At 38.1% G+C, this 20,074-nt stretch carries 19 protein-coding genes and 1 riboswitch; of the genes, 9 read left to right on the top strand and 10 right to left on the bottom strand.

Annotated features, from left to right (window positions below; genetic code table 11):
* Positions 1-83: 83 nt before the first annotated feature.
* Both tatA and tatC read right to left on the bottom strand, forming a co-directional pair.
* Positions 84-287: a twin-arginine translocase TatA/TatE family subunit gene (gene tatA / locus HF876_RS17205; RefSeq protein ID WP_169361283.1), complete on the bottom strand. Its 204-nt coding sequence runs from the start codon at positions 285-287 to the stop codon at positions 84-86.
* Positions 288-369: 82 nt separating this feature from the next.
* Positions 370-1,143 (bottom strand): twin-arginine translocase subunit TatC, encoded by a 774-nt coding sequence (gene tatC / locus HF876_RS17200; protein WP_169361282.1) that lies wholly within the window; start codon positions 1,141-1,143, stop codon positions 370-372.
* Between the two features lie 396 nt (positions 1,144-1,539).
* Here tatC and HF876_RS17195 point away from each other — a divergent pair, with 396 nt between their 5' ends.
* The 3 genes from HF876_RS17195 to HF876_RS17185 are packed head-to-tail and all read left to right on the top strand — an operon-like array spanning position 1,540 to position 4,453.
* On the top strand, positions 1,540-2,739 hold the full coding sequence (locus HF876_RS17195; RefSeq protein WP_169361281.1) for an MFS transporter: 1,200 nt from the start codon (positions 1,540-1,542) through the stop codon (positions 2,737-2,739).
* Positions 2,740-2,763: 24 nt separating this feature from the next.
* Positions 2,764-3,825, top strand: coding sequence for a CapA family protein (locus tag HF876_RS17190; protein WP_169361280.1), 1,062 nt, complete (start codon positions 2,764-2,766; stop codon positions 3,823-3,825).
* A gap of 19 nt (positions 3,826-3,844) precedes the next feature.
* Positions 3,845-4,453: a class I SAM-dependent methyltransferase gene (locus tag HF876_RS17185; RefSeq protein WP_169361279.1), complete on the top strand. Its 609-nt coding sequence runs from the start codon at positions 3,845-3,847 to the stop codon at positions 4,451-4,453.
* A gap of 155 nt (positions 4,454-4,608) precedes the next feature.
* Here the strand turns inward: HF876_RS17185 and HF876_RS17180 are convergent, their stop codons facing one another.
* From HF876_RS17180 to HF876_RS17160, 5 genes are all read right to left on the bottom strand, one after another.
* On the bottom strand, positions 4,609-6,534 hold the full coding sequence (locus HF876_RS17180; RefSeq protein WP_169361278.1) for a GTP-binding protein: 1,926 nt from the start codon (positions 6,532-6,534) through the stop codon (positions 4,609-4,611).
* A 70-nt stretch (positions 6,535-6,604) separates the two neighbouring features.
* Positions 6,605-7,492, bottom strand: coding sequence for a metal ABC transporter permease (locus HF876_RS17175; protein WP_169361277.1), 888 nt, complete (start codon positions 7,490-7,492; stop codon positions 6,605-6,607).
* Positions 7,485-8,378, bottom strand: coding sequence for a metal ABC transporter permease (locus HF876_RS17170; protein ID WP_169361276.1), 894 nt, complete (start codon positions 8,376-8,378; stop codon positions 7,485-7,487). The genes HF876_RS17175 and HF876_RS17170 overlap by 8 nt, the downstream gene beginning before the upstream one ends.
* Positions 8,378-9,139, bottom strand: a complete 762-nt coding sequence (locus HF876_RS17165; protein ID WP_169361275.1) for a metal ABC transporter ATP-binding protein — start codon at positions 9,137-9,139, stop codon at positions 8,378-8,380. The genes HF876_RS17170 and HF876_RS17165 overlap by 1 nt, the downstream gene beginning before the upstream one ends.
* 11 nt (positions 9,140-9,150) lie before the next feature.
* Entirely contained in the window at positions 9,151-10,068 is a 918-nt protein-coding gene (locus HF876_RS17160) for a metal ABC transporter solute-binding protein, Zn/Mn family (protein ID WP_169361274.1), read from the bottom strand.
* A 291-nt stretch (positions 10,069-10,359) separates the two neighbouring features.
* Here HF876_RS17160 and HF876_RS17155 point away from each other — a divergent pair, with 291 nt between their 5' ends.
* Positions 10,360-10,536 (top strand): hypothetical protein, encoded by a 177-nt coding sequence (locus HF876_RS17155; protein WP_169361273.1) that lies wholly within the window; start codon positions 10,360-10,362, stop codon positions 10,534-10,536.
* Between the two features lie 333 nt (positions 10,537-10,869).
* Here the strand turns inward: HF876_RS17155 and HF876_RS17150 are convergent, their stop codons facing one another.
* Positions 10,870-11,088, bottom strand: a complete 219-nt coding sequence (locus HF876_RS17150) for a hypothetical protein (RefSeq protein ID WP_169361272.1) — start codon at positions 11,086-11,088, stop codon at positions 10,870-10,872.
* Between the two features lie 227 nt (positions 11,089-11,315).
* Positions 11,316-11,508, bottom strand: a riboswitch (cobalamin riboswitch).
* 103 nt (positions 11,509-11,611) lie between these two features.
* Between HF876_RS17150 and HF876_RS17145 the strand changes: the two genes are divergently transcribed.
* Positions 11,612-12,841 carry an MFS transporter gene (locus tag HF876_RS17145; protein WP_169361271.1) on the top strand — a complete coding sequence of 410 codons (1,230 nt, stop codon included), beginning with the start codon at positions 11,612-11,614 and terminating at the stop codon, positions 12,839-12,841.
* A 49-nt stretch (positions 12,842-12,890) separates the two neighbouring features.
* On the opposite strand, the gene HF876_RS17140 is transcribed toward HF876_RS17145, so the two are convergent.
* On the bottom strand, positions 12,891-13,790 hold the full coding sequence (locus tag HF876_RS17140) for an AraC family transcriptional regulator (RefSeq protein ID WP_169361270.1): 900 nt from the start codon (positions 13,788-13,790) through the stop codon (positions 12,891-12,893).
* A 92-nt stretch (positions 13,791-13,882) separates the two neighbouring features.
* Here HF876_RS17140 and HF876_RS17135 point away from each other — a divergent pair, with 92 nt between their 5' ends.
* Entirely contained in the window at positions 13,883-14,692 is an 810-nt protein-coding gene (locus HF876_RS17135) for a serine hydrolase (RefSeq protein WP_169361269.1), read from the top strand.
* A 60-nt stretch (positions 14,693-14,752) separates the two neighbouring features.
* Here the strand turns inward: HF876_RS17135 and HF876_RS17130 are convergent, their stop codons facing one another.
* Positions 14,753-16,411, bottom strand: a complete 1,659-nt coding sequence (locus HF876_RS17130) for an FAD-binding dehydrogenase (RefSeq protein WP_169361268.1) — start codon at positions 16,409-16,411, stop codon at positions 14,753-14,755.
* Positions 16,412-16,562: 151 nt separating this feature from the next.
* Between HF876_RS17130 and HF876_RS17125 the strand changes: the two genes are divergently transcribed.
* From HF876_RS17125 to HF876_RS17115, 3 genes are all read left to right on the top strand, one after another.
* Positions 16,563-17,522 (top strand): TRM11 family SAM-dependent methyltransferase, encoded by a 960-nt coding sequence (locus HF876_RS17125; RefSeq protein ID WP_240949821.1) that lies wholly within the window; start codon positions 16,563-16,565, stop codon positions 17,520-17,522.
* 18 nt (positions 17,523-17,540) lie between these two features.
* Complete coding sequence (locus HF876_RS17120; protein WP_169361267.1) at positions 17,541-18,185, top strand: LytTR family DNA-binding domain-containing protein; 645 nt, start codon at positions 17,541-17,543, stop codon at positions 18,183-18,185.
* Between the two features lie 223 nt (positions 18,186-18,408).
* Positions 18,409-19,926 carry an acetyl-CoA hydrolase/transferase family protein gene (locus HF876_RS17115; protein ID WP_169361266.1) on the top strand — a complete coding sequence of 506 codons (1,518 nt, stop codon included), beginning with the start codon at positions 18,409-18,411 and terminating at the stop codon, positions 19,924-19,926.
* The last annotated feature ends 148 nt before the right edge of the window (positions 19,927-20,074 follow it).

Genomic DNA, 20,074 nt, shown 5'->3' with positions numbered 1-20,074 from the left:
ATAAAGCCGGTGAAATTTTACTTATTGTAAAATTTCATCGGCTTTTTCATTTAAGAGGATGGTTTTGTCCCAGTCTCTTTTTATTATGCTTTCTTTTTAGCGTTTGTATCAGTGTCTTCTAACTTGAATTCTTCAGCTACATCGTCAACGATGTCTTTTGTAGACTTTTTAAATTCTTTTAATGTTTGTCCAACTGCTCTACCTAGTTGAGGTAATTTAGAAGGTCCGAAGACGATTAAAGCAATGATTAGAATAATGATTAAACCTGGTACGCCGATGTTTGGCATGGTGTTTCCTCCTAACGAATATAATTGTCTATCTATTCAAATGGCTTAAGTATTAGTCAAGTGTATCGTTATTATATCATGCTTATTCACTTTGGCTGTCCTCGAGTTCTTTTTCTAAAAGAGCCTCTTTGGCTAACCGACGCTTATAAGACCAAGATGATACTAAAATGCTTATTTCAAATAATAACAATAAAGGTATGATAATGATGAAATCTGAGATAAAGTCTGGAGGTGTAATGGAAACCCCTACAACTACTAATACGAAGTATGAAACTTTTCTCATCTTACGCAGTCGATCTGGCGTGATAATTCCTAGCTTCGTAAGGAATAAAATAATTACAGGCAGTTCAAACACTATTCCAACAGGAATAATTAAATTAAACATAAATGTAAAGTATTGCTGCATTCCATAGGTTTCTGTGGCACCTATAGATTCATTGATATTAGACATGAAATCTAACATCAAAGGAAATAAAATAAAGTAGCTAAAGCTAATACCAGCTAAAAATAAGAAAAAAGAAACTGGTATAAAGTAAATAGTCCCTCTAGCTTCCTTGTCCAATAGCCCCGGTCTTACGAATAACCATAATTGATGCATAGCAATTGGTAAGGTTACAAGAATAGCCAAGACTAAAGCACATTTTACATAGATCAATAAACCATCCGTGTAACCGAATATGTTCCATTCTACATGTGCTGCTGTGGGCTGTTGCTTAAGAAAGTTTAATGTTTTAGGAGCAAACCAAAATCCTGCTGCAAGAGATAGGATAAAGGTAGCTGCTATAATTATTAGGCGTTTTCTAAGCTCAGCTAAATGTTCAACTAGTGTAAGCTCCGGCTCTTGTGTAATTGCCATTTTTGTTCACCCCATCTTCTTTAAAACAAAAGGGAAGCAGTTTATATTAGTGCTAAAGTTAGCATATTGTTACATGAATGTCCTGTACCAACTACCCATTATACTCTTTCCAGTCAATTTGTAAACTAGAAAACTTTATAATTGTCATATCAGGATAAAACTGATAACTCCTTATATTCTAAGGGTTTAACGAATAAAATGAAATGTTTAAAGCTACCCTTTTGTGTACTTTCTATGAAGAAATATTGTCTAACGCATTGCTTTATTAACGGTTGGTTTAAATTTGTATTTTTTCCGTTAGATTTATAAGGGAAATATTTGTAAATAATACTCTTGTTTTCCTGGAAATGAGGTATATAATTCTATCTATCTCATATGAAATGGACGGAATGAATCTTGAGAACGTATAACGAGAAAGTCAGTATATATCATGGCATGGCTTCTACTATTGCTTTAAATTTTTCTAATAATTTTTTCCCGATCTTTGCGATCACTATATTAGGGGCAACTAACTACCAGGTTGGATTAATCAGTTCACTTCCTCCTCTAATCGCATTGCTAATGACAGTGCCTGCAGCTATCCTTTTGAACAAAGCCTATACTCAAAAGAAGCTAGTCGCAGGGTCAATTTTACTTGCAAGATTATGTTTCTTATTTATTGTATTAGTGATTTATTTACCTTCGCCATCTATGCAGGCCTGGTCTTTTTTAATTATTATTGCCCTTATCAGTGTACCCAATACCGTTGCCAATATAGGTTGGCAAACGTTTATCAGTGGGATGATTGCAGAAGAGCGGAGAGGTCAATTTTTTAGTGATCGAAATCGATTGTTGACTTTAGTTGGTCTTGTAGCCACGTTAATGATCGGTATCGTAATGAGAGAGGCTTCTGCAAGTGTAAGTGCATATCAAATTTTGTTTTTGGTAGCCTTATTATTTGGAATATTAGAAGTGTACTTTGTTATGAAGCATGAAGAAGCACCTGTTCAAATAGATGAAAGCGTTGAAAAAAAGAAATCAATGGATTGGTCTATATTTAAAGATTCCAAATATGTTTCGTTCTTAGCAGCCGCTCTCTTTTTTAACTTTGCATGGCAGATGGCGTGGGGTCTATTCAATATTTATAATGTTAGAATAGCAGGAGCTACGATTTTTTGGATAAGTATGTTCTCGGTGGGCAGTATGCTCATGCAATTTTTTACCTTTCCTTTATGGAGGCGCTGGGCAGAGAAATATAGCAATCTTCGAATGTTCATTTGGGCAGCAGCCGGGATGGCTACCACACCCTTTCTTGTTGTATTATCGACCAATTTATATTACTTAACTATAATTCAAACGACATCGGGCTTCTTTCTTTCTGGTACTGTACTCATTCTGTTTAATTTACTTTTGGAGAAGTCACCTGAACAGTCAAGGACTTATTGTATTACTACTTATAATATATTATTGGCATTAGTCGCGTTTATAGCACCTCAAATGGGTATTGTTTTATTAGAGATGGTTGGTATGGAGTCTGCTATGACTATTAATTCCTGTTTGCGGTTGCTAAGTGCTGGCGGTTTTTTATATGTGTATATTAGACAAAGAAATAGATAAAGATGATAGGAGGAGGTTAACATTTTGAAAATTTTACTCCCTTTTCTATTAGTATTTATCATCGTATTATCTTTTTTTAATGCACAAATCGTTAGTCCTATGAAAGAAAACTTTACAGGTAAACAAGTAACCAATTTTCAACAGATTTATAAAGAAAATCAGATAGAAATAGGGATGGTTGGAGATATATTATTGCATAGTCCTCTCTATAACTATTCTAGCTTTCTCCCATCCTTTGCAAATGTGGAGGAAGAACTTACTAATCTGGACTTTTTGCTTGCAAACCAGGAATCCATACCGGCAGGAACAACATTCGGATTATCTGGATACCCTAACTTTTCTAGTCCATCCCATATTATTCGTGATCTGAAAGCAGTTGGCTTCGATTTAATATCCTTAGCCAACAATCATACGTTGGATAAAAAGGAGGAGGGCTTATTAGCTGCTATAGAAACATTGGAGGCAAATGAACTTCCTTATATCGGTGCTCATAAGTCATTAGAAGATCAACAAACGGAACGAATAGTTGAAGTGAAGGATATTAAACTAGGATTTTTAAGTTATACTTACGGACTAAATGGACATAGAGTGCCAGAAGGCAAAGAATATTTAGTGAACATAATAAACAACGTGCAGATGGAGCAAGACATCCAATCTCTAAGGAAAAAGGTAGATGTGGTAGTAGTTAGTATCCATTGGGGAGAAGAGTATACATTAGAGCCCAATCAGAACCAAAGAGAGCTTGCCCATTTGTTAGCTAATGCAGGAGCAGATATCATTTTTGGTCATCATCCACATGTCATTCAGCCCTATGAAAAAATTACAACGAGTAAGGGAGAAAGCCATGTATTCTTCTCGCTAGGTAACTTTTTTTCTGCTCAGCAATTTGATAGTACAAATATCGGTGGTATAGCCAAGCTGCAAATCACGAAAAGAGAAGTACAGGACAAGGTGATGATTCGTATTGAAAAGCCTTCTTTTACAGGGACAATTGTATCAAAAGGAAATCCGTATAAAGTATCCTTGCTAGAAGAGGTTAGTAGTCAAAAAAATGACTGGGTCCAGCAGCATATTTTGGGCGAATAAAGGAATCAAGGAGGTTGCAATGAACGAATCTGATTATGAACGATTATTAAGAATACAGACAGTTGGAATGAGAGAATGGAAATATCAATCCTCCCATTATAATCGTTACGAGGCAACCCCGTACGATGTATTAAAAGTATTGTTTGAAGCGTATGAATGGCAGAGGGTGAAGGGGCTGGTTGATTTCGGTTGTGGTAAGGGGAGAGTTCCTTTTTACGTTCATCATTTCCATCACATTTCTGTAACAGGAATAGAGATGAGTGGGCAGCTTTACCAGCAGTCAATGGAAAACCTCATGAAGTATACGGAAAGAGCAAAGCCAACGCGAGCTTCTATTAGCTTTGAATGTTGTTTAGCAGAGGAGTACAAGATAGGGCCACAGGAAGACTGTTTCTATTTCTTTAATCCTTTCTCCACTCCTATATTTCAAAAGGTAATTCATAATATTTTAGAGTCGTTGGAAGACCATCTGAGGACAATGGATATTATTCTCTACTATCCAACCTCAGACTATATTGAATTTTTGGAGCGGGAGACTGTTTTCGAGTTATGGAAGGAAATACATATTCCTAAGCATTATGAAGAAAACGGCAATGAGCGTTTGATGATATATCGTTCTAAATTATAAAAGAAGCCTGCGGGAAATCAGGCTTCTTTTAGGAAATTGGATAAGTTATATTGAAATAATTTATGCAAAGGACATCTCCTAAGGAGATAACGCATCATTTTATCAATAATTCCTATTAAAGGTGCATGGAATTAAATTTCATGCACCCTTTCCTTTTATAAGCAATGCATTGCCTTTTCTGCTTCATCCCAGGGTACCTTATATCCAGTACCCTTGGCACAAAAGATAGAGGTTGAGGTGTATTCCGGATCCGCGTCTTTGTTGTATCCGATTCTTTCAACTATATGTTCTTGGTTATGACAACGGTCATATCCACTAAACAATAGGTTCAACGTTCCTTTCCCGTGAGTATAGGATGCAAAGGTAGTACTATAATTCATAAAAGTAGCAACAGGCACTCTTCCCTTTATGATAACCTTATCGCCAATATTTTCAGGCGACTCAAATGTCCCATGTGCCTGCTGAATATCCGATAAAACTCTTCCGATTAAATCCATCTCCACTTTAATTTTGAAATCATAAAAAGGCTCTAACAGAACATTTTTTGCCTTCTCTAATCCTTGTCGTAATGCTCGGTAAGTAGCTTCTCTAAAGTCACCTCCAGAGGTATGTTCATTATGTCCGCGTCCTGTCAGCAAAGTAATCTTAACGTCTGTCAATGCAGAGCCAGTCAGTAGTCCATGATGATCTTTTTCTAAAAGGTGATGCCTTACTAGGTTTTGGTTACCTATAGACAAATCATTGGCATGACACACATTGTGGAAGGTAACTCCAGAACCCCGCTCTGCAGGTTCGATTAAAAGGTGTACCTCAGCATAATGCTTCAATGGCTCAAAATGACCGTAGCCTTTGACAGACTCCTCAATCGTTTCTTTATATAAAATTTTAGGCTCCCCAAACGTCACATCCATTTGGAAACGCTCTTTAACGATTTGAGCGAGCACCTCGAGCTGAATGACCCCCATAACGTGTACGTGTACCTCTTGAAAATACTCATCCCAAAAAACTTGTAGAGAAGGGTCTTCCGCGTCTAAAAGTCTAAAAGATTTTAGTACTTCTTTAACATGTATAGAAGGATCAAAGACGACCTTTGATTTTAAGGTAGGTATTAAATCGAAATGGGTCTTATGATGAATAGCACCAATTGTATCTCCAATAGAGGCAACTGTTAATCCTGTCACAGCTACTAGTTCACCTGCTTTTACCTCATCTATTGTTTTAAATTTGCTGCCACTATATTGACGTATCTGAGTTATCTTCTCTAATGCGTCTCCGATAGTTACCTCATCTCTTACTTTCAGCTTTCCACTTAACAACTTTAGAAAGGTTACGCGATTTCCACTTTCGTCGTGACGAATCCTGTATACCTGAGCGGTAAAATTTTGGCTGGAGTTATAGTTTGTTTCCGTAAGTTTATCAATAGCTTCCAAAAACTCTGATACTCCAATATCCTTTAAGGCTGATCCGAATGCACAAGGAAATACGGTACATTCCTTAATCATTTGCTTGAACTTTGTTGTCCATAGCTGTTCAGTGAACCTATTATCCATGTAGGCTTCTATAAGAGCCTCATCTCGCTCAGCAATAAATTCAATCAATTCCTCCGTATAGCCAGTAGTTAGGTGGCAAACATCCTTACTTAGACTTGCTTTAATCTCCTGGAGAACTGCAGTAGGATCACTATCTTCGTAATCGATTTTGTTGATAAAAAAGAAGGTAGGTATTTTATGCTTGCGGAGCAGCTGCCAAACTGTCTCAGTATGTCCTTCGACTCCATCTACAGCACTTATTAATACAATGGCATAGTCCATGACCTGAATAGCACGTTCCATTTCCGGAGAAAAATCAACGTGACCAGGAGTATCAATAATATAATAAGTGGAGTTATTATAGGAAAAGACACCCTGGTCAGCAAAGATGGTGATGCCTCTATCTTTCTCTATCGTATGGCTATCAAGGAAGGAGTCTTTATGATCGACCCTACCCCGTTGTCTTATTGAGTTTGTATGAAAGAGCAATTGCTCCGAAAATGTAGTTTTCCCTGCATCAACATGTGCTAAAATTCCAATTGTTTTATGCATATGATCACCTTTTGTTTTGTCCTTCCTTGTATTATAACAAACGAAAGGTGAAACAAAAGGTGAGAGAGTACTATCTAGAAAATGCTTTTAAACCATTTCCTCGGCGTCGCTTAACAGCTTTTGAAACCAAGCCATCATGAGGCTTAAATAAAAATACAAGCATGAATAGCACACCAATCATCGCTGCCATCATACCAGCGATGGAGGTGTTCCAAAGCTTTGCTAAGTAGTATCCAGTAATAGCTGCAGTGATACCGAATGTCATACTCCAAATAATCATTCCTCGTACACTTTTACTCATTAAATAGGCTGTAGCAGGAGGTCCAATAAGCATAGCAACTACTAGAACTGCACCCACACTATCAAATGCAGCGACAGTAGTAAGGGAGACAAGAGTCATGTAAGAGTAATGCATACCAATAATAGGCACGCCTATTGACAAAGCGAAAACAGGATCAAACGTAGACAATTTAATCTCTTTATAAAATAAAACAAGGAAAGCGATATTAAGTAATAGTACAAACATTAGCATCCAAACTGCTTTAGGCATTTCAATGCCTAAAATACTCCACGTATCCCAAGGGACAAATGCAATTTCCCCCATTAGCACATGTTCCACATCTAAATGTACATTGCCAGCGAATAAGGTGATTAGTAATACGCCTAAGGCAAAAAGAGAAGTGAAAACTACTCCAATAGCGGCATCCTCTTGCAATCCACCTGATTGAAGGAGTTGCACTAGAAAGGTAGTCAGTAAACCAGCAAGGGCAGCCCCAATTAGCATCCAAGCCCCGTTTAAGGATTGGGTAATCATAAAGGCCACTACAATTCCAAATAATACAGTATGACTTATAGCATCAGCTATCATGGCTGTCTTTCTAAGAATAAGGAAAACGCCTGTTAAGCCACACGTTATTCCTACAAGCGATCCGGTTAATAAAACCCAAAACTCATTCATGGGTAGTCACCTCATTTACAATGCGTTGTCTTTTAAACGCACGCTTTTTATGAAGCTTAGAAATAAGCCCTCTATTAGGTGCAAAAAAGTAGGATAGGCTAAACAGAGTAGCTGCTACTAAGACGATAATAGGACCAGTAGACAAACCTGTGCGGAGAGAGCTTATCATAGTGCCTAATGCTCCAGAGAGTGCTCCAAAAAAAGCACTAGTCACCAAAATTATACCTAGATGGCTAGACCAAAATCTTGCTGCAGCTGCTGGGATGATTAGCATGGCTGCCATTAAAATAACGCCTACTGCCTGAATACCGGTTACGATTGTCAGAACTGTTAAAGCCGTCAATAGAATGCGCAGCCGCTCCACTGGTAAGCCAATACCCTTTGCGAAAATAGGATCAAAAATCATAAGCTTCCATTCCTTAAAGAAAAGCAAGCACATGAGGATGATTAATATAGCACTGCTAGACAACCAAATGAGATCACTTTTTGCCATTGTTGCAGCCTTTCCAAAGATAAAATCATTTAACCCACTTTGGTTGCCAGTACCACTCTGATTAACGATTGTTATTAAAACAATACCAATCCCAAAAAATACAGAGAGGATGAGCCCAATTGCAGCATCCGCCTTTAGCTTGGAGTGACTGACAATCCATTGAATCATATAAACAGAAAGGGCTGCTGTTATAGCAGCACCTAGCATAAGGATAGGCAAATCTTTTTTCTCAAAAATAAGGTATGCGAGAGCAATGCCAGGAAGTGCTGCATGCGCTGCAGCATCTCCGACCAAGCTTTGCTTTTGGAGAAAGGCAAACGTTCCATTTAAACCTGCTGCTATCCCTAAAAGAATAGCTCCTGCGAGTACCCAAAGAAGGTTACCTGTCAACATTAGTTTTTCACCTCTTCAGCGGTCTTACCTGAACTTGCTTGGTCCATGAAGAATAATTTCCCACCATATGCTTCCTGTAGGTTTTCTGGTGTGAATGTATGAACGGTAGGACCAGAGGCTCTAATCGTTTGATTTAGTAAAACAATCCAATCAAAATAATCAGCTGCTGTCTGCAGGTCATGATGAACTACAAAGACTGATTTTCCTTGAGATTTTAACTCTTTTAAAATAGAAATTATAGTCCGCTCTGTGGCTGCGTCTACTCCCACAAAAGGTTCATCCATAAAGTAAACCTCTGCCTCTTGAGCGAGAGCCCTAGCCAGGAAGACACGCTGTTGTTGTCCGCCAGATAGTTGACCGATGGAACGATCTGCGAAAGCTTCCATTCCCACATTCTTTAAGCAGCTTAAAGCTATTTCCTTATCCTTAGCAGATGGTCTTTTAATAGAGCGAATATGACCGTATCTTCCCATTAAGACAACGTCTAAAGCATTAGTTGGGAAGTCCCAATCTACTGCATTTCTTTGAGGGACATACCCTACAAGGAGATCTTTTGGATTAAGCGGTTGCTCTAATATAGAAACGGTCCCTGTTTTATTGGGAAGCTGATTTAACACCGCTTTAATCAGTGTAGATTTTCCAGCTCCGTTTGGCCCAATAATCCCAGTAATCTGTCCCTTAGGAATAGTTAGGTTAATTTCACTTAGAACTATCTTTTCCTCATAAGCTACAGATAAATCCTTTACCTGTAATGCGTTCATTTTGCTACCTCCTATTTGAGTGAATCAACTATTGTGTTGACATTATGCTTATACATCCCTATATAAGTTCCTTCCTCTGTTCCTTCAGCACCCATGGCATCCGAGTAGAGCTCTCCTCCAATTTGTATCGTGTGTCCTTTTTCCTTTGCACCTTCAATGACAGCATTCATCGCTTTATCGGATACGCTGGATTCAATAAATACCGCTTTAATATTCTGCTCTACTAAAAAGTTTACGACGTTCTGTATATCCTTTAATCCATACTCGGCATCAGTGCTAAGACCTTGTAAACCTCTGACTTCCATTCCATTACTTTCACCAAAGTAGTTAAATGCATCATGAGCAGTAACAAGTACACGCTGCTCATCAGCTATTTCATTAATACGTTCCTTCGTCCAATCGTTTAAAGTGTCTAATTCCTTAAAGAACTCTGCCTCATTTTCTTTAAACTGTTCCTCGCTAGAGTTAAATTCCTTAGTAAGTGATTTGGTTATCTCGTGGGTAGCCACCTTCCAAAGTTCGATATCGAACCAAATATGTGGATCAAATAATTCCGGATGCTCCTCATCATTTAATAGTCTCTCTTTTGGGACTGACTCCCCAATTGCTACAACAGTTTTTTCTTTCTTCATTTTCTCGAAAATGTCGCTCATCTTTCCTTCAAGCTCTAGACCGTTATAAAAAATCATGTCAGCATCCTCTAATATTTGTAAGTCTCCTTGAGTCGCCTTATAAAGATGTGGATCTACTCCTGGTCCCATCAAGGATTTAACTTCTACCATATCCCCGGCTATCGTCTTTACGGCATCAGCAACCTGACCTGTAGTTGTAACTACTAGTGGTTTATCAGCTTCCGCCTTTCCATTGTTTTGGTCATTACATCCAGCCAATAAAACTACAGCAAAAAATAATAAAAATAATTTTTTCATTTACTACACTCCTTTTCCTTTGTTATAAATTATTTCCTCAGGGAAACTTTTAGAATAAAAAAATATAAATTTCTTAAAAGATAATTATTTTCCCTTAGGAAACATTTGTTCATTAGGTTAACTCATCTTTTTAGAATTGTCAAATTAATTTATGCAAAATTGGAAAAAATGTGATTGTCTATTTTTATGAGTTAGAGTGGTAGAAATTTAATTAGGCTAAACTGAAATTTTCGTATGTCTTTATGTCAAAGTGCTATACTGTATAAACAATGATAGTGGGGAGGTAATGTAATGCAATATTCAAAATCTAAAATGGAAGAGCTTGTTAAGTTCAGTCCTGATTTAGCTAAAAGATTAAAGGAAGTAATGAAGGAGCATGATTTAGAAAAAAGCTTTGCTCTGAAGGCTTTGTATCATTCAGAGGTTAAAGATGGCGGTAAATATCAAAGGGATTATCAAGATCTATAGGAATTAGCGAACCAAATGACTAACGTCATTGGTTCGCTTTTTTAAAAGAGTCAATTTCATAATTCTATTTTAAAAAGCCAAACATGAACAATTAGTAAAAACAGTGATTTATATATGCTTTTATATGTGTAGAAGCAGAATTGATTTCCGCGCCAACCCGACGCTTTCTCGCGGGGTGAGCGATAAGCCATCACCCATCGCTTGCGCGCGTGGTTGTGATGTCTTATCTGTCTCCCTCATCTCGCTGGAGTCGCCGCCTGTCGCTACAATTAATACGGTTCGTGTTAATTGGTAAAGCTCTATTTATGAAATTGACTGACATATGTATTCTATTTATTCCTGCTCTATTCCAGCAATCTCTTGTTTAATCTGACGGTGTGCAACATTTAAGTGGTGAAGAAAAAGATTTCTTTCTTCTATACTCCATACTGAGTTAAGCTCAATTTCTTTTTTCATTTCCTCAAAGGTAGACTGTAGAGATATCGAGGTACTTGCAACCTGGTTTGTCATTAATACTTGCTTAAATTGCTCCATAAAAATCTCTTTTCTCATTTCCAAAATCCTTTCGTTTTTAACATAAAAAGCATCCTCTTTTTTATAAAAGAGGATGCTTGGTTAGTATGATTTAATAGTCAGTACGCTAGGAAACAAATAAAAACCACGATTAAATAAGGAGTCTGTTCGCTCCAGTGGATTTTAGTATGTCTTTTCGTACGGCAGTATTTTCAAGCTTTGCTTGTCATAGTTACACTTAGCACCTCCTATCCTCGTAGGGTCGTGGTGTGTACTTGAAATAGGCAGGTCTCCTGGCTCATGGTCATCGCGTTACCTTCCTTCCCGTAGTATCCATACATACAGTGGTTTATAAAGTATTGCTCACATTTACAGTTGCGGGACAGCGTCGGTCTTTCACCGAACTTCCCTTTTAAGTTCTTTTGCAATTAAAAGAACACCTAAATCTACACATTATTTAATTGTTCTTTCACTATAACATAAAAAAAGTTAGTCAATATAGCAAATTTGGATAAGTCGTGGACTGCTTCTCTTTTTATAATCAAGTGGAGAGGTGAGGTAAATGAGTAGTTTAAAGGACCCATATCGGCTGTATATTTATATTTGCTTTCTATCGCAATTATTTTTTACTTTTATATTTACAGTCAGTTTGTTGTATCAAGTAAGCGTTGTTAAGCTGGATCCGTTGCAACTAGTTTTAGTGGGAACTGTGTTGGAGATAACCGTATTTCTCTTTGAGATTCCAACTAGTATCGTGTCTGATTTAAAGAGCCGGAAGCTATCCGTTATCATTGGTTACTTTCTAATAGGAGTTGGTTTTTTATTAGAGGGCTTGTTTCCTTTTTTTATTACGGTTTTATTGGCTCAAGTGGCATGGGGGATAGGGTATACCTTTACTAGCGGGTCATTGCAAGCCTGGATAGCTGATGAAATAGGAGAAGAAAAGGCCTCATCTGCATATATGAGAGGAGCTAAGGCTGGTAACCTTGGCCAATTAGTTGCCATTCCGTTAAGCGTATTAATCGGCTCCTACCTAATCCATCTACCGATTATAGTAGGAGGATTATGTATGATTGGTTTAGCTGTTTTACTAATATTCTTTATGCAAGAGAATCATTTTAAACCTTTGAAAAGAAGCGAAACAGTTGGTGCATGGGAGACAATGAAGGAGAACTTAGATAAAATCATTCTTTTCTCCAGAACTAGCTTTATACTTCGTATGCTATTTCTAATCGCTCTGTTTATAGGTTTTTATAGTGAAGGTTTCGATCGTCTGTGGCTTCCTCATCTATTAGAAATGGCTGAAATAACTACCTTGTCCAATGAACGACTGGTGCTATTAACTGGAGGAATTCAATTAGTTGTCGTGCTGCTGTCATATATGTTGCTTCACTTTTTAAATAAAAGTACGATTTATCAAGAATTGCACCGAATATATATCGCTCTTTTTATTGGTTGCTCCAGTATAGTGGTAGCATTAATAGGCTTTGCATTTTCGAGCTATATTATTGGTTTGTTTATTTGCTATGTAATAATCCAAGTTAGTCGGAAGGTAATGTCCCCATTAGAGGACATTTGGTTAAATAAAATCATACCAGACTCTTCTACTCGGGCAACATTTTTCTCTGTAAAAGGGCAGGTGGATGCAGTTGGGCAAATAAGCGGTGGACCTGTTATTGGGTATATTGCCACAACCCTTACTATTAAGACTGCAATTATAGTAAGTGCGCTTATTTTAAGTCCAGTTCTATTTTTTTACCGTTCTCTTCTAAAGAAGGGTGTGCAGAAATAGTGGTAATTCGAAAAAAAGCAGTAGCTTATCTATTAAATTAAAGTTTCTATCATTTTTCTTTAATAGGAAGGTAAATCTCCATATAAACTTTGTCGTACTCCCAATCATGGCAGTGTTCATCATAATATTCAAAGTCATAGCTGTCTTCATCGACTTCATATTGGGAATCAGGTAGCCAGTCTTCTAAAATATATTGCCAAGTACCTTTGATAGAGGAAACAAATTGCTCTACCGGTACAAGAGGTGTTTTGAAAACTGCATAAGTGGTGGCCTTAACGGTAAATTTAAGGATTCCTTCAGGTACTGTTGTGCCCTCTTCAAAATTCACCGCAAATAAATAGGTGAAATGATCTTCTGACTCTGGTGCACTAAGATTAAAACAATATTCTCCGTGCTTTTTAGGTGTTAAGAGGTTATATAGAGTAGTTTCAATGGATTCCTCAGAGAGTATTCGTTGATTCCAAAAGGCGGGGGCATCTCTCGTAAAGGCTATATTTCCCATCCGTGTTTCAAACGTCTTACCTGCTACCCTAAAAGGGGGCTTAGAAATGATTTTAGGCTGAAGAACTACTCCCCCAGTTTTCTTTTGTATAAGGCTCTCTAAACATAGTCTTTGTGGAACCGAAATGGGGCAGTGCATCTTATATAAGCTAGGGGGACTCCCAAAGCAGCGTTTAAATGATTTAGTAAAGCCTGCATGTGTTTCAAACCCATATTCTAATGCTATATCTATAATTCTTTTCTCCTTCAGTAAGTCAACTAAGGCAAATTGTAGCTTCCTTTTTTGCACATAATCCATTGGTGTATAACCAGTAGTCTGATGGAAAATACGAGAAAAATGAAAAGGGGAATAGCTGATAAGCTTTGCAAGGCTTTCGGTATTTATATCATCTTTAATATGTTCGTCTATATAATCAATGACTTTTTGTAATAGAAAAAGTTGTGTCATGCAACATGCTCTCCATAAATTCGAATTTTCTAAAAATAAATCTTATAATAGTCTATAATAAAACAAAGAGAATGACTAGAGGAGGATGGATAGTGGAGGAGCTAATAGGTAAAGTTCAAAAGTTGATTAAACCTTCCAAGGGGACATGGGGGATTGTATTAGATGATTTGAATACGGGAGAGAAGTGGGAACACAATGAGCAAGAGCTGTTTTATGCAGCTAGTGTCATTAAGGTACCAATAATGACAGCAGTTTTTCAGGCAGTAGAACGTCAACAATTGTCCCTGACCGATTTAGTCAGATTGGAAAAAGATGAGTATGTGGGAGGGTCCGGAGTCCTCCAGCATTTAACTCCAGGAACTTCACTACCATTACTAGATATCATGCTTCTGATGATTATTCAAAGTGACAATACAGCTACGAATCTTTTAATAGATTTAGTTGGAGTAGAAAATATTCAACAAACAATGAAGGAAGCCGGTATGGAATACAGTACATTTTATAATAAGCTTATGTTGAGTAAGCCAAATCCACTTGGCTCTAATAGAATTGCTGCAAAAGATGTTGGTATCTTACTATCTAAAATGGCTCAGGGACAGCTAGTTAGTGAACAAGCAAGTAAGCAAATGATAGATATGCTTAAAAAACAACAGGTCCGTGATTGTTTGCCGGAAAAACTTCCTTCTCCATATTCCAACTTCAATAATGGGATGCCTGCTTGGGAATTTGCAAATAAGACTGGTTGGATACCAGGCACCCGTCATGATGTAGGAGTATTTTTTGTAGGAAATAGAAAACTAGTTGCAACAGTCCTATCGGAGAAGGAGGATGATATCCTATCCAAAAGAATACTTTCTCAAATAGGCTACGAAATATATCAATATTTATGTAAGGAAGTATAAAGAGCATATTCCCTTCCAAAAGAAAAACTTTGACAGACGGTAGTCAAAGTTTTTTCTATATTACTTGGATAAGTCCTTGGCCAATGCTCTCCCTGTTTCTCTTCCTGTGAACAGACATCCTCCCAAGAAGGTTCCCTCCAGAGCACGATAGCCATGCATTCCTCCACCACCAAAGCCTGTGACCTCTCCAGCTGCATAAAGACCGGGAACGGGATTACCTTCTGAGTTAAGGACACGACCGCCTAGATCTGTTTGAAGACCCCCTAGTGTTTTGCGAGTCAGGATATTCAAACGAACTGCAATCAGGGGACCATTTTTAATATCTAATATTTTATGAGGGGCAGCTACACGTATAAGCTTATCTCCGATATAATGACGGGCTCCCCTTAAGGCAGTTATTTGAAGGTCCTTTGTAAACTTATTATCCATCTCCCGATCACGAGCTACAATTTGTTTTTCTAGATGTTCATAATGTAACAGGCTATTTCCGGTAATTCTATTCATCCCAGCTACTAGTTCCTTTAGAGTTGTGGCAACTACAAAATCTTCCCCCTTCTCCATGAATGCCTTAACTGGATCAGTTGGCCCAGGTAAAATCCTTTTTAGCACTTGTTTGATGCTCTTTTCAGTAAGATCAGGATTCTGCTCTGAACCAGATAGTGCAAATTCCTTCTCAATAATTTTTTCTGTGAGTATAAACCAGGAATAATCATATCCAGTATCTTGAATGGCTTTTAAGGTACCCAATGTATCGAAGCCTGGGAAGTTTGGGGCGGGAAAGCGATTACCCTCTGCATCTAGCCAAATGGATGATGGACCGGGCAAGATACGAATTCCGTGTTCCTTCCATATTGGATTCCAATTCTTAATACCTTCTGTGTAATGCCACATTCGGTCTTTATTGACTACACGTCCACCTGCTTTTTCAGTGATTCCCATCATTCTTCCGTCTACATATTCTGGAACCCCGGAAATCATGTTTTTAGGAGGGGAGCCGAGGCGTGCTGGCCAATTTTGACGTACTAGTTCAAGGTTAGCTCCAATGCCTCCACTTGTGACTACTACTGCTGTCGAGTGGTATTCAAAGTTATTAATAACTTCTCTTGAGCTTGCTTGTCCACGTTCCGCATCGCTTGCCGCTAAAATGGATCCGCCTACACCAGTCACCCTACCATTAATAGTTAACAAACGATCGACTTGATGACGTGGCTTATAAGTAACTAATCCCTCGGATACTGCTTTTTGCACCTGCTTTTTAAATGGGGCAACAATTGCTGGGCCTGTACCCCATACAATATGAAAGCGAGGAACTGAATTGCCGTGTCCTTCAGCTAGATAACCTCCACGTTCTGCCCATCCAACTACGGGGAAAAATCGAATACCTTTTCCGTGCAGCCAGTCTCTTTTTTCTTCATGAGCGAAACGTACATAAGCCTCTGCCCATTTTTTTGCCCAGTATTCTTCCTCGTTATCTCCATCAAACCCCGCTGTCCCTAGCCAGTCCTGCCATGCAAGTTCGTAGGAGTCCTTAATACCCATCCTTCTTTGCTCCGGAGAGTCTACAAGAAATAGTCCTCCAAACGACCACCAGGCTTGCCCGCCTAGGGAACTTTCCGGTTCTTGATCCAATAACAAAACTCGCTTTCTAGCATCTACTAATTCAGCTGTTGCCACGAGCCCTGCTAAGCCGGCTCCTACAACGATTACATCAAATTCCATTCGCTTATCCCCTTTTAAATATCTAATAGTTCTGAAAATTACTGTCAATCCTTATTATACTTCCTTTTTATGCTAATTAACTATTGGGTTATGATAACGGACTTTAAAAAGTACCACATGTTATAATGAAAATATTATTGGAGGTAATACGTTGAAAAATTTAAACGATCATCCGTCATTTATTTATACATTTGCTTATAACGATGCAGAACGCTCTCTTTGTCATCTAGAGATGCGCTCTTTTTTTGGGTACGATACAGACATGAAAATACTTAAAAGTGATACAAAGATAGATCCTAGTAGAAGTCCATTCATGAAGGGAAGAATGGATATCTTAGCGGAGGGGGACACTGTAGAAGAAATTATTGCCGCTGCCCATTTATTTGGTGAAGAAGGAGAGACCAACAAAGTGATCTTTCTTAAAATAAATGATAGGCAAGGTGAGGATAAGATTGAAAACAAGGAGCGTCTCCACATTGAACGAGCTATTGGATCAGAGATGAAGGGAGATTTTGACCTTCATAATCCAGAACAATTCTTTGCAATAGCTCCATACCAACAGCGATGGTATTTTGGTACTTATACAAAGAGTGAACCTATTTGGTTTAATCATATAAAAAAACCAAAAGAATATTCTACTGCCCTAAGTACGAGAGTAGCTAGAGCTGTAGCTAATATAGCCGTTCCTCATCCTTCAGGCGTACGAGCAATCGACCCGTGCTGTGGAATTGGAACTGTCCTAGTAGAAGCGAGATCTATGGATATCGATATTGTAGGAAGAGATATTAATCCCTTAGTTTGTATAGGATCCAGAGAAAATCTGGCTTATTTTGGGCTAACTGGACAGGTAGAGAAGGGTGCTATTCAAGACATAGAGGAAGCCTATGACGTAGCGATTATCGACTTACCTTATAATTTATATACTCATGCCTCATGGGAGGAACAACTGACCATATTAAAGCATGCGAAAAGGATTGCTAAGCGGGTAGTCATTGTCACAATCGAATCTATGGATGATCGGTTAGAATCGATTGGTCTTCATATAAAGGATCGCTGTATTACAACGAAACAACAGTTTGAGCGAGAGATTTTAGTTTGTGAATCAAAGTAGTGAAAGGGGGAGAAAAGGGTGCATGAGCTCTCTTTAGGTGGACTTTTAGATGTAGTTGGCCAGTTATTTTCGGACGAAATATCCATAGCCGTTTCAGACAAAGAAAAGTATATATACTATAGACCAAGCACACGCATTGATTTAAAGATAAAACCAGGGGACCCTATAAAGGAAGGAACTTTAGCTTATAAAGCGCTGCATAGTAACCAAAAAGTCTCTGAATTTATCAATCGAGAAATGTTTGGGATTCCTTATCATGGGATGGCTGTACCCTTGCAGCACAACGGTGAGGTAGAAGGAACTGTTTTGGCCATCTATCCTGCTCTGACGGATGGAAAATCAGTTATTACAGTCAAAACACTAGACGGCTGGATGCCTGTTCCTTTTTCAGATGTTATCTATTTAGAAGCAAGAGATCGAAAAACGAGAATCGTGACTAAAAATTTTACTGGTACACATGCTGGTTCACTCCAGGATTTTGAATATAGACTACCAAGAGAATCCTTTATACGGTGTCACCGTTCTTTTATCGTCAATGTGCATCAGATTAAAGAAATATACCCGGATACACATTCTACCTTTGTATTAGCTATGCAAACCGGAGAAAAGGTATCTGTTAGCCAGTCGTATTCTAGCTATTTTAGGAAATTATTAGGTTTTTAAAAAGAAGGCATGGATAAGGGGTTAATCTCTTTTTATTCAAGCTTTTTTTATTTATTCCTTTTTTTGATATAGCAAAATATGAATTTTTTTAAAATCCATTCTGTTTTAGTCATTATTTTTTCTGCTTCATTCATTTTATAAGTGTCTTTGACTGTTTTTATCAAATTTGTGACGATACGAAGTAAAATAATTAGACAAGGCAACTAATGAGGGGGATGTCTGTATGTTAAAAGAACTTAATCGTATAAAAAATACTAAATTACATAGCTTAATAGTAAGCGCAGAAGAAGCGGCTTCCTGGATTCAAGACGGAATGACTTTAGGATTAAGCGGATTTACACGTGCGGGTGATGCGAAAGCGGTGCCATTAGCATTAGTAGATAGAGCTAAGAAAGATACTTTTAAAGTTAACGTATTTACAGGAGCTTCAGTAGGCTCTGACATAGATAAGCTTCTATCAGAAGCAGGAATCATTAATAAACGTTTACCATTCCAGGCGGATGCAACTATGAGAAAGCATATTAATGCAGGTGATCATCTATTTGTTGACCAACACTTATCTCATACATCCGAATTAATTCGTAACGGGGTTTTACCTACAATTGACTTCGCTATTGTGGAAGCGGTTTCAATCACAGAGGATGGAATGATTATACCAACTACTTCAGTTGGTAACTCTGCAACCTTTGTTACTCATGCAAATAACATTATTATTGAAATAAACTTAGCGCAACTTGAGGAGTTCGAAGGCTTACATGATGTTTATGAGCCAGTCGCACAAGGAGACAATAGACAACCAATCCCTGTAACCTCCGTAGGTGAACGAATTGGTACCATTGGTATCCCTTTTGATGCATCTAAGGTTAAAGGAATCGTTTTTACTAAGTATTTGGATTCTCCATCTACAATTGTTCCTCCGGATGAGGAAACAAAGGAAATGGCAGATCACTTAATCACTTTCCTTCGTGAGGAAGTAAAGGCTGGAAGATTAACAGAGAAGCTAGCGCCTATTCAAGCTGGTATAGGCTCTGTCGCTAATGCCGTATTACACGGAATGATTGATTCGGAATTTGAGAACCTTGAGGTTTACTCCGAAGTATTGCAAGACTCTGTTTTTGATTTGATCGATGCAGGAAAGGTCGACTTTGCTTCTGGATGTTCGGTTACACTATCAGAAGAAAAGATGAACCAGGTATTCGGTAGCTTCGATCAATATCGTGAAAAGCTTGTGTTAAGACCACAGGAGATTACAAATCATCCAGAAATAATCCGTCGTCTTGGACTAATCTCTATTAATACAGCGTTAGAGTTTGATATATACGGAAATGTAAACTCTACACACGTATGTGGTACAAAGATGATGAATGGTATCGGAGGTTCCGGAGACTTTGCACGCAATGCCAAACTGGCTATATTTGTAACCAAATCTATTGCTAAGGGTGGAAATATCTCTAGTATCGTTCCATTTGTATCTCATGTCGATCATACCGAGCATGACGTAGATGTAGTAGTGACAGAGCAAGGCTATGCTGATTTACGCGGTTTAGCTCCTCGAGAGCGTGCATCTTTAATTATTAATAATTGTGTGCATCCAATGTATAGAGACCAGTTAAGCAGTTATTTCGTGGAGGCCCTAACTAGAGGCGGACAAACTCCTCATGTATTAGAGAAAGCATTCTCTTTCCACACGAAATTTGCTGAAACTGGAACTATGTTAGATAAAGAAGAATCATTAGCTTAAAACCAATAAAACCCCGTATCCTTCTACAAGGTACGGGGTTTTAATATGCAAAATAAAAAGTAGTGGTAAAAATAGGCGGTTGCGCTTTTCTCGATGTCTAGCTGCACCGCCTTGCCCCTCGGGGTCAAATGGAGAAAAGCTCCGGTGG

Origin of the sequence: Psychrobacillus sp. BL-248-WT-3 (assembly GCF_012843435.1) — a bacterium.
In the GTDB taxonomy this organism is placed as follows: domain Bacteria; phylum Bacillota; class Bacilli; order Bacillales_A; family Planococcaceae; genus Psychrobacillus.
The sequence above is the reverse complement of the archived record's forward strand: the minus strand, read 5'-3'. Positions and strand labels throughout refer to the sequence as shown.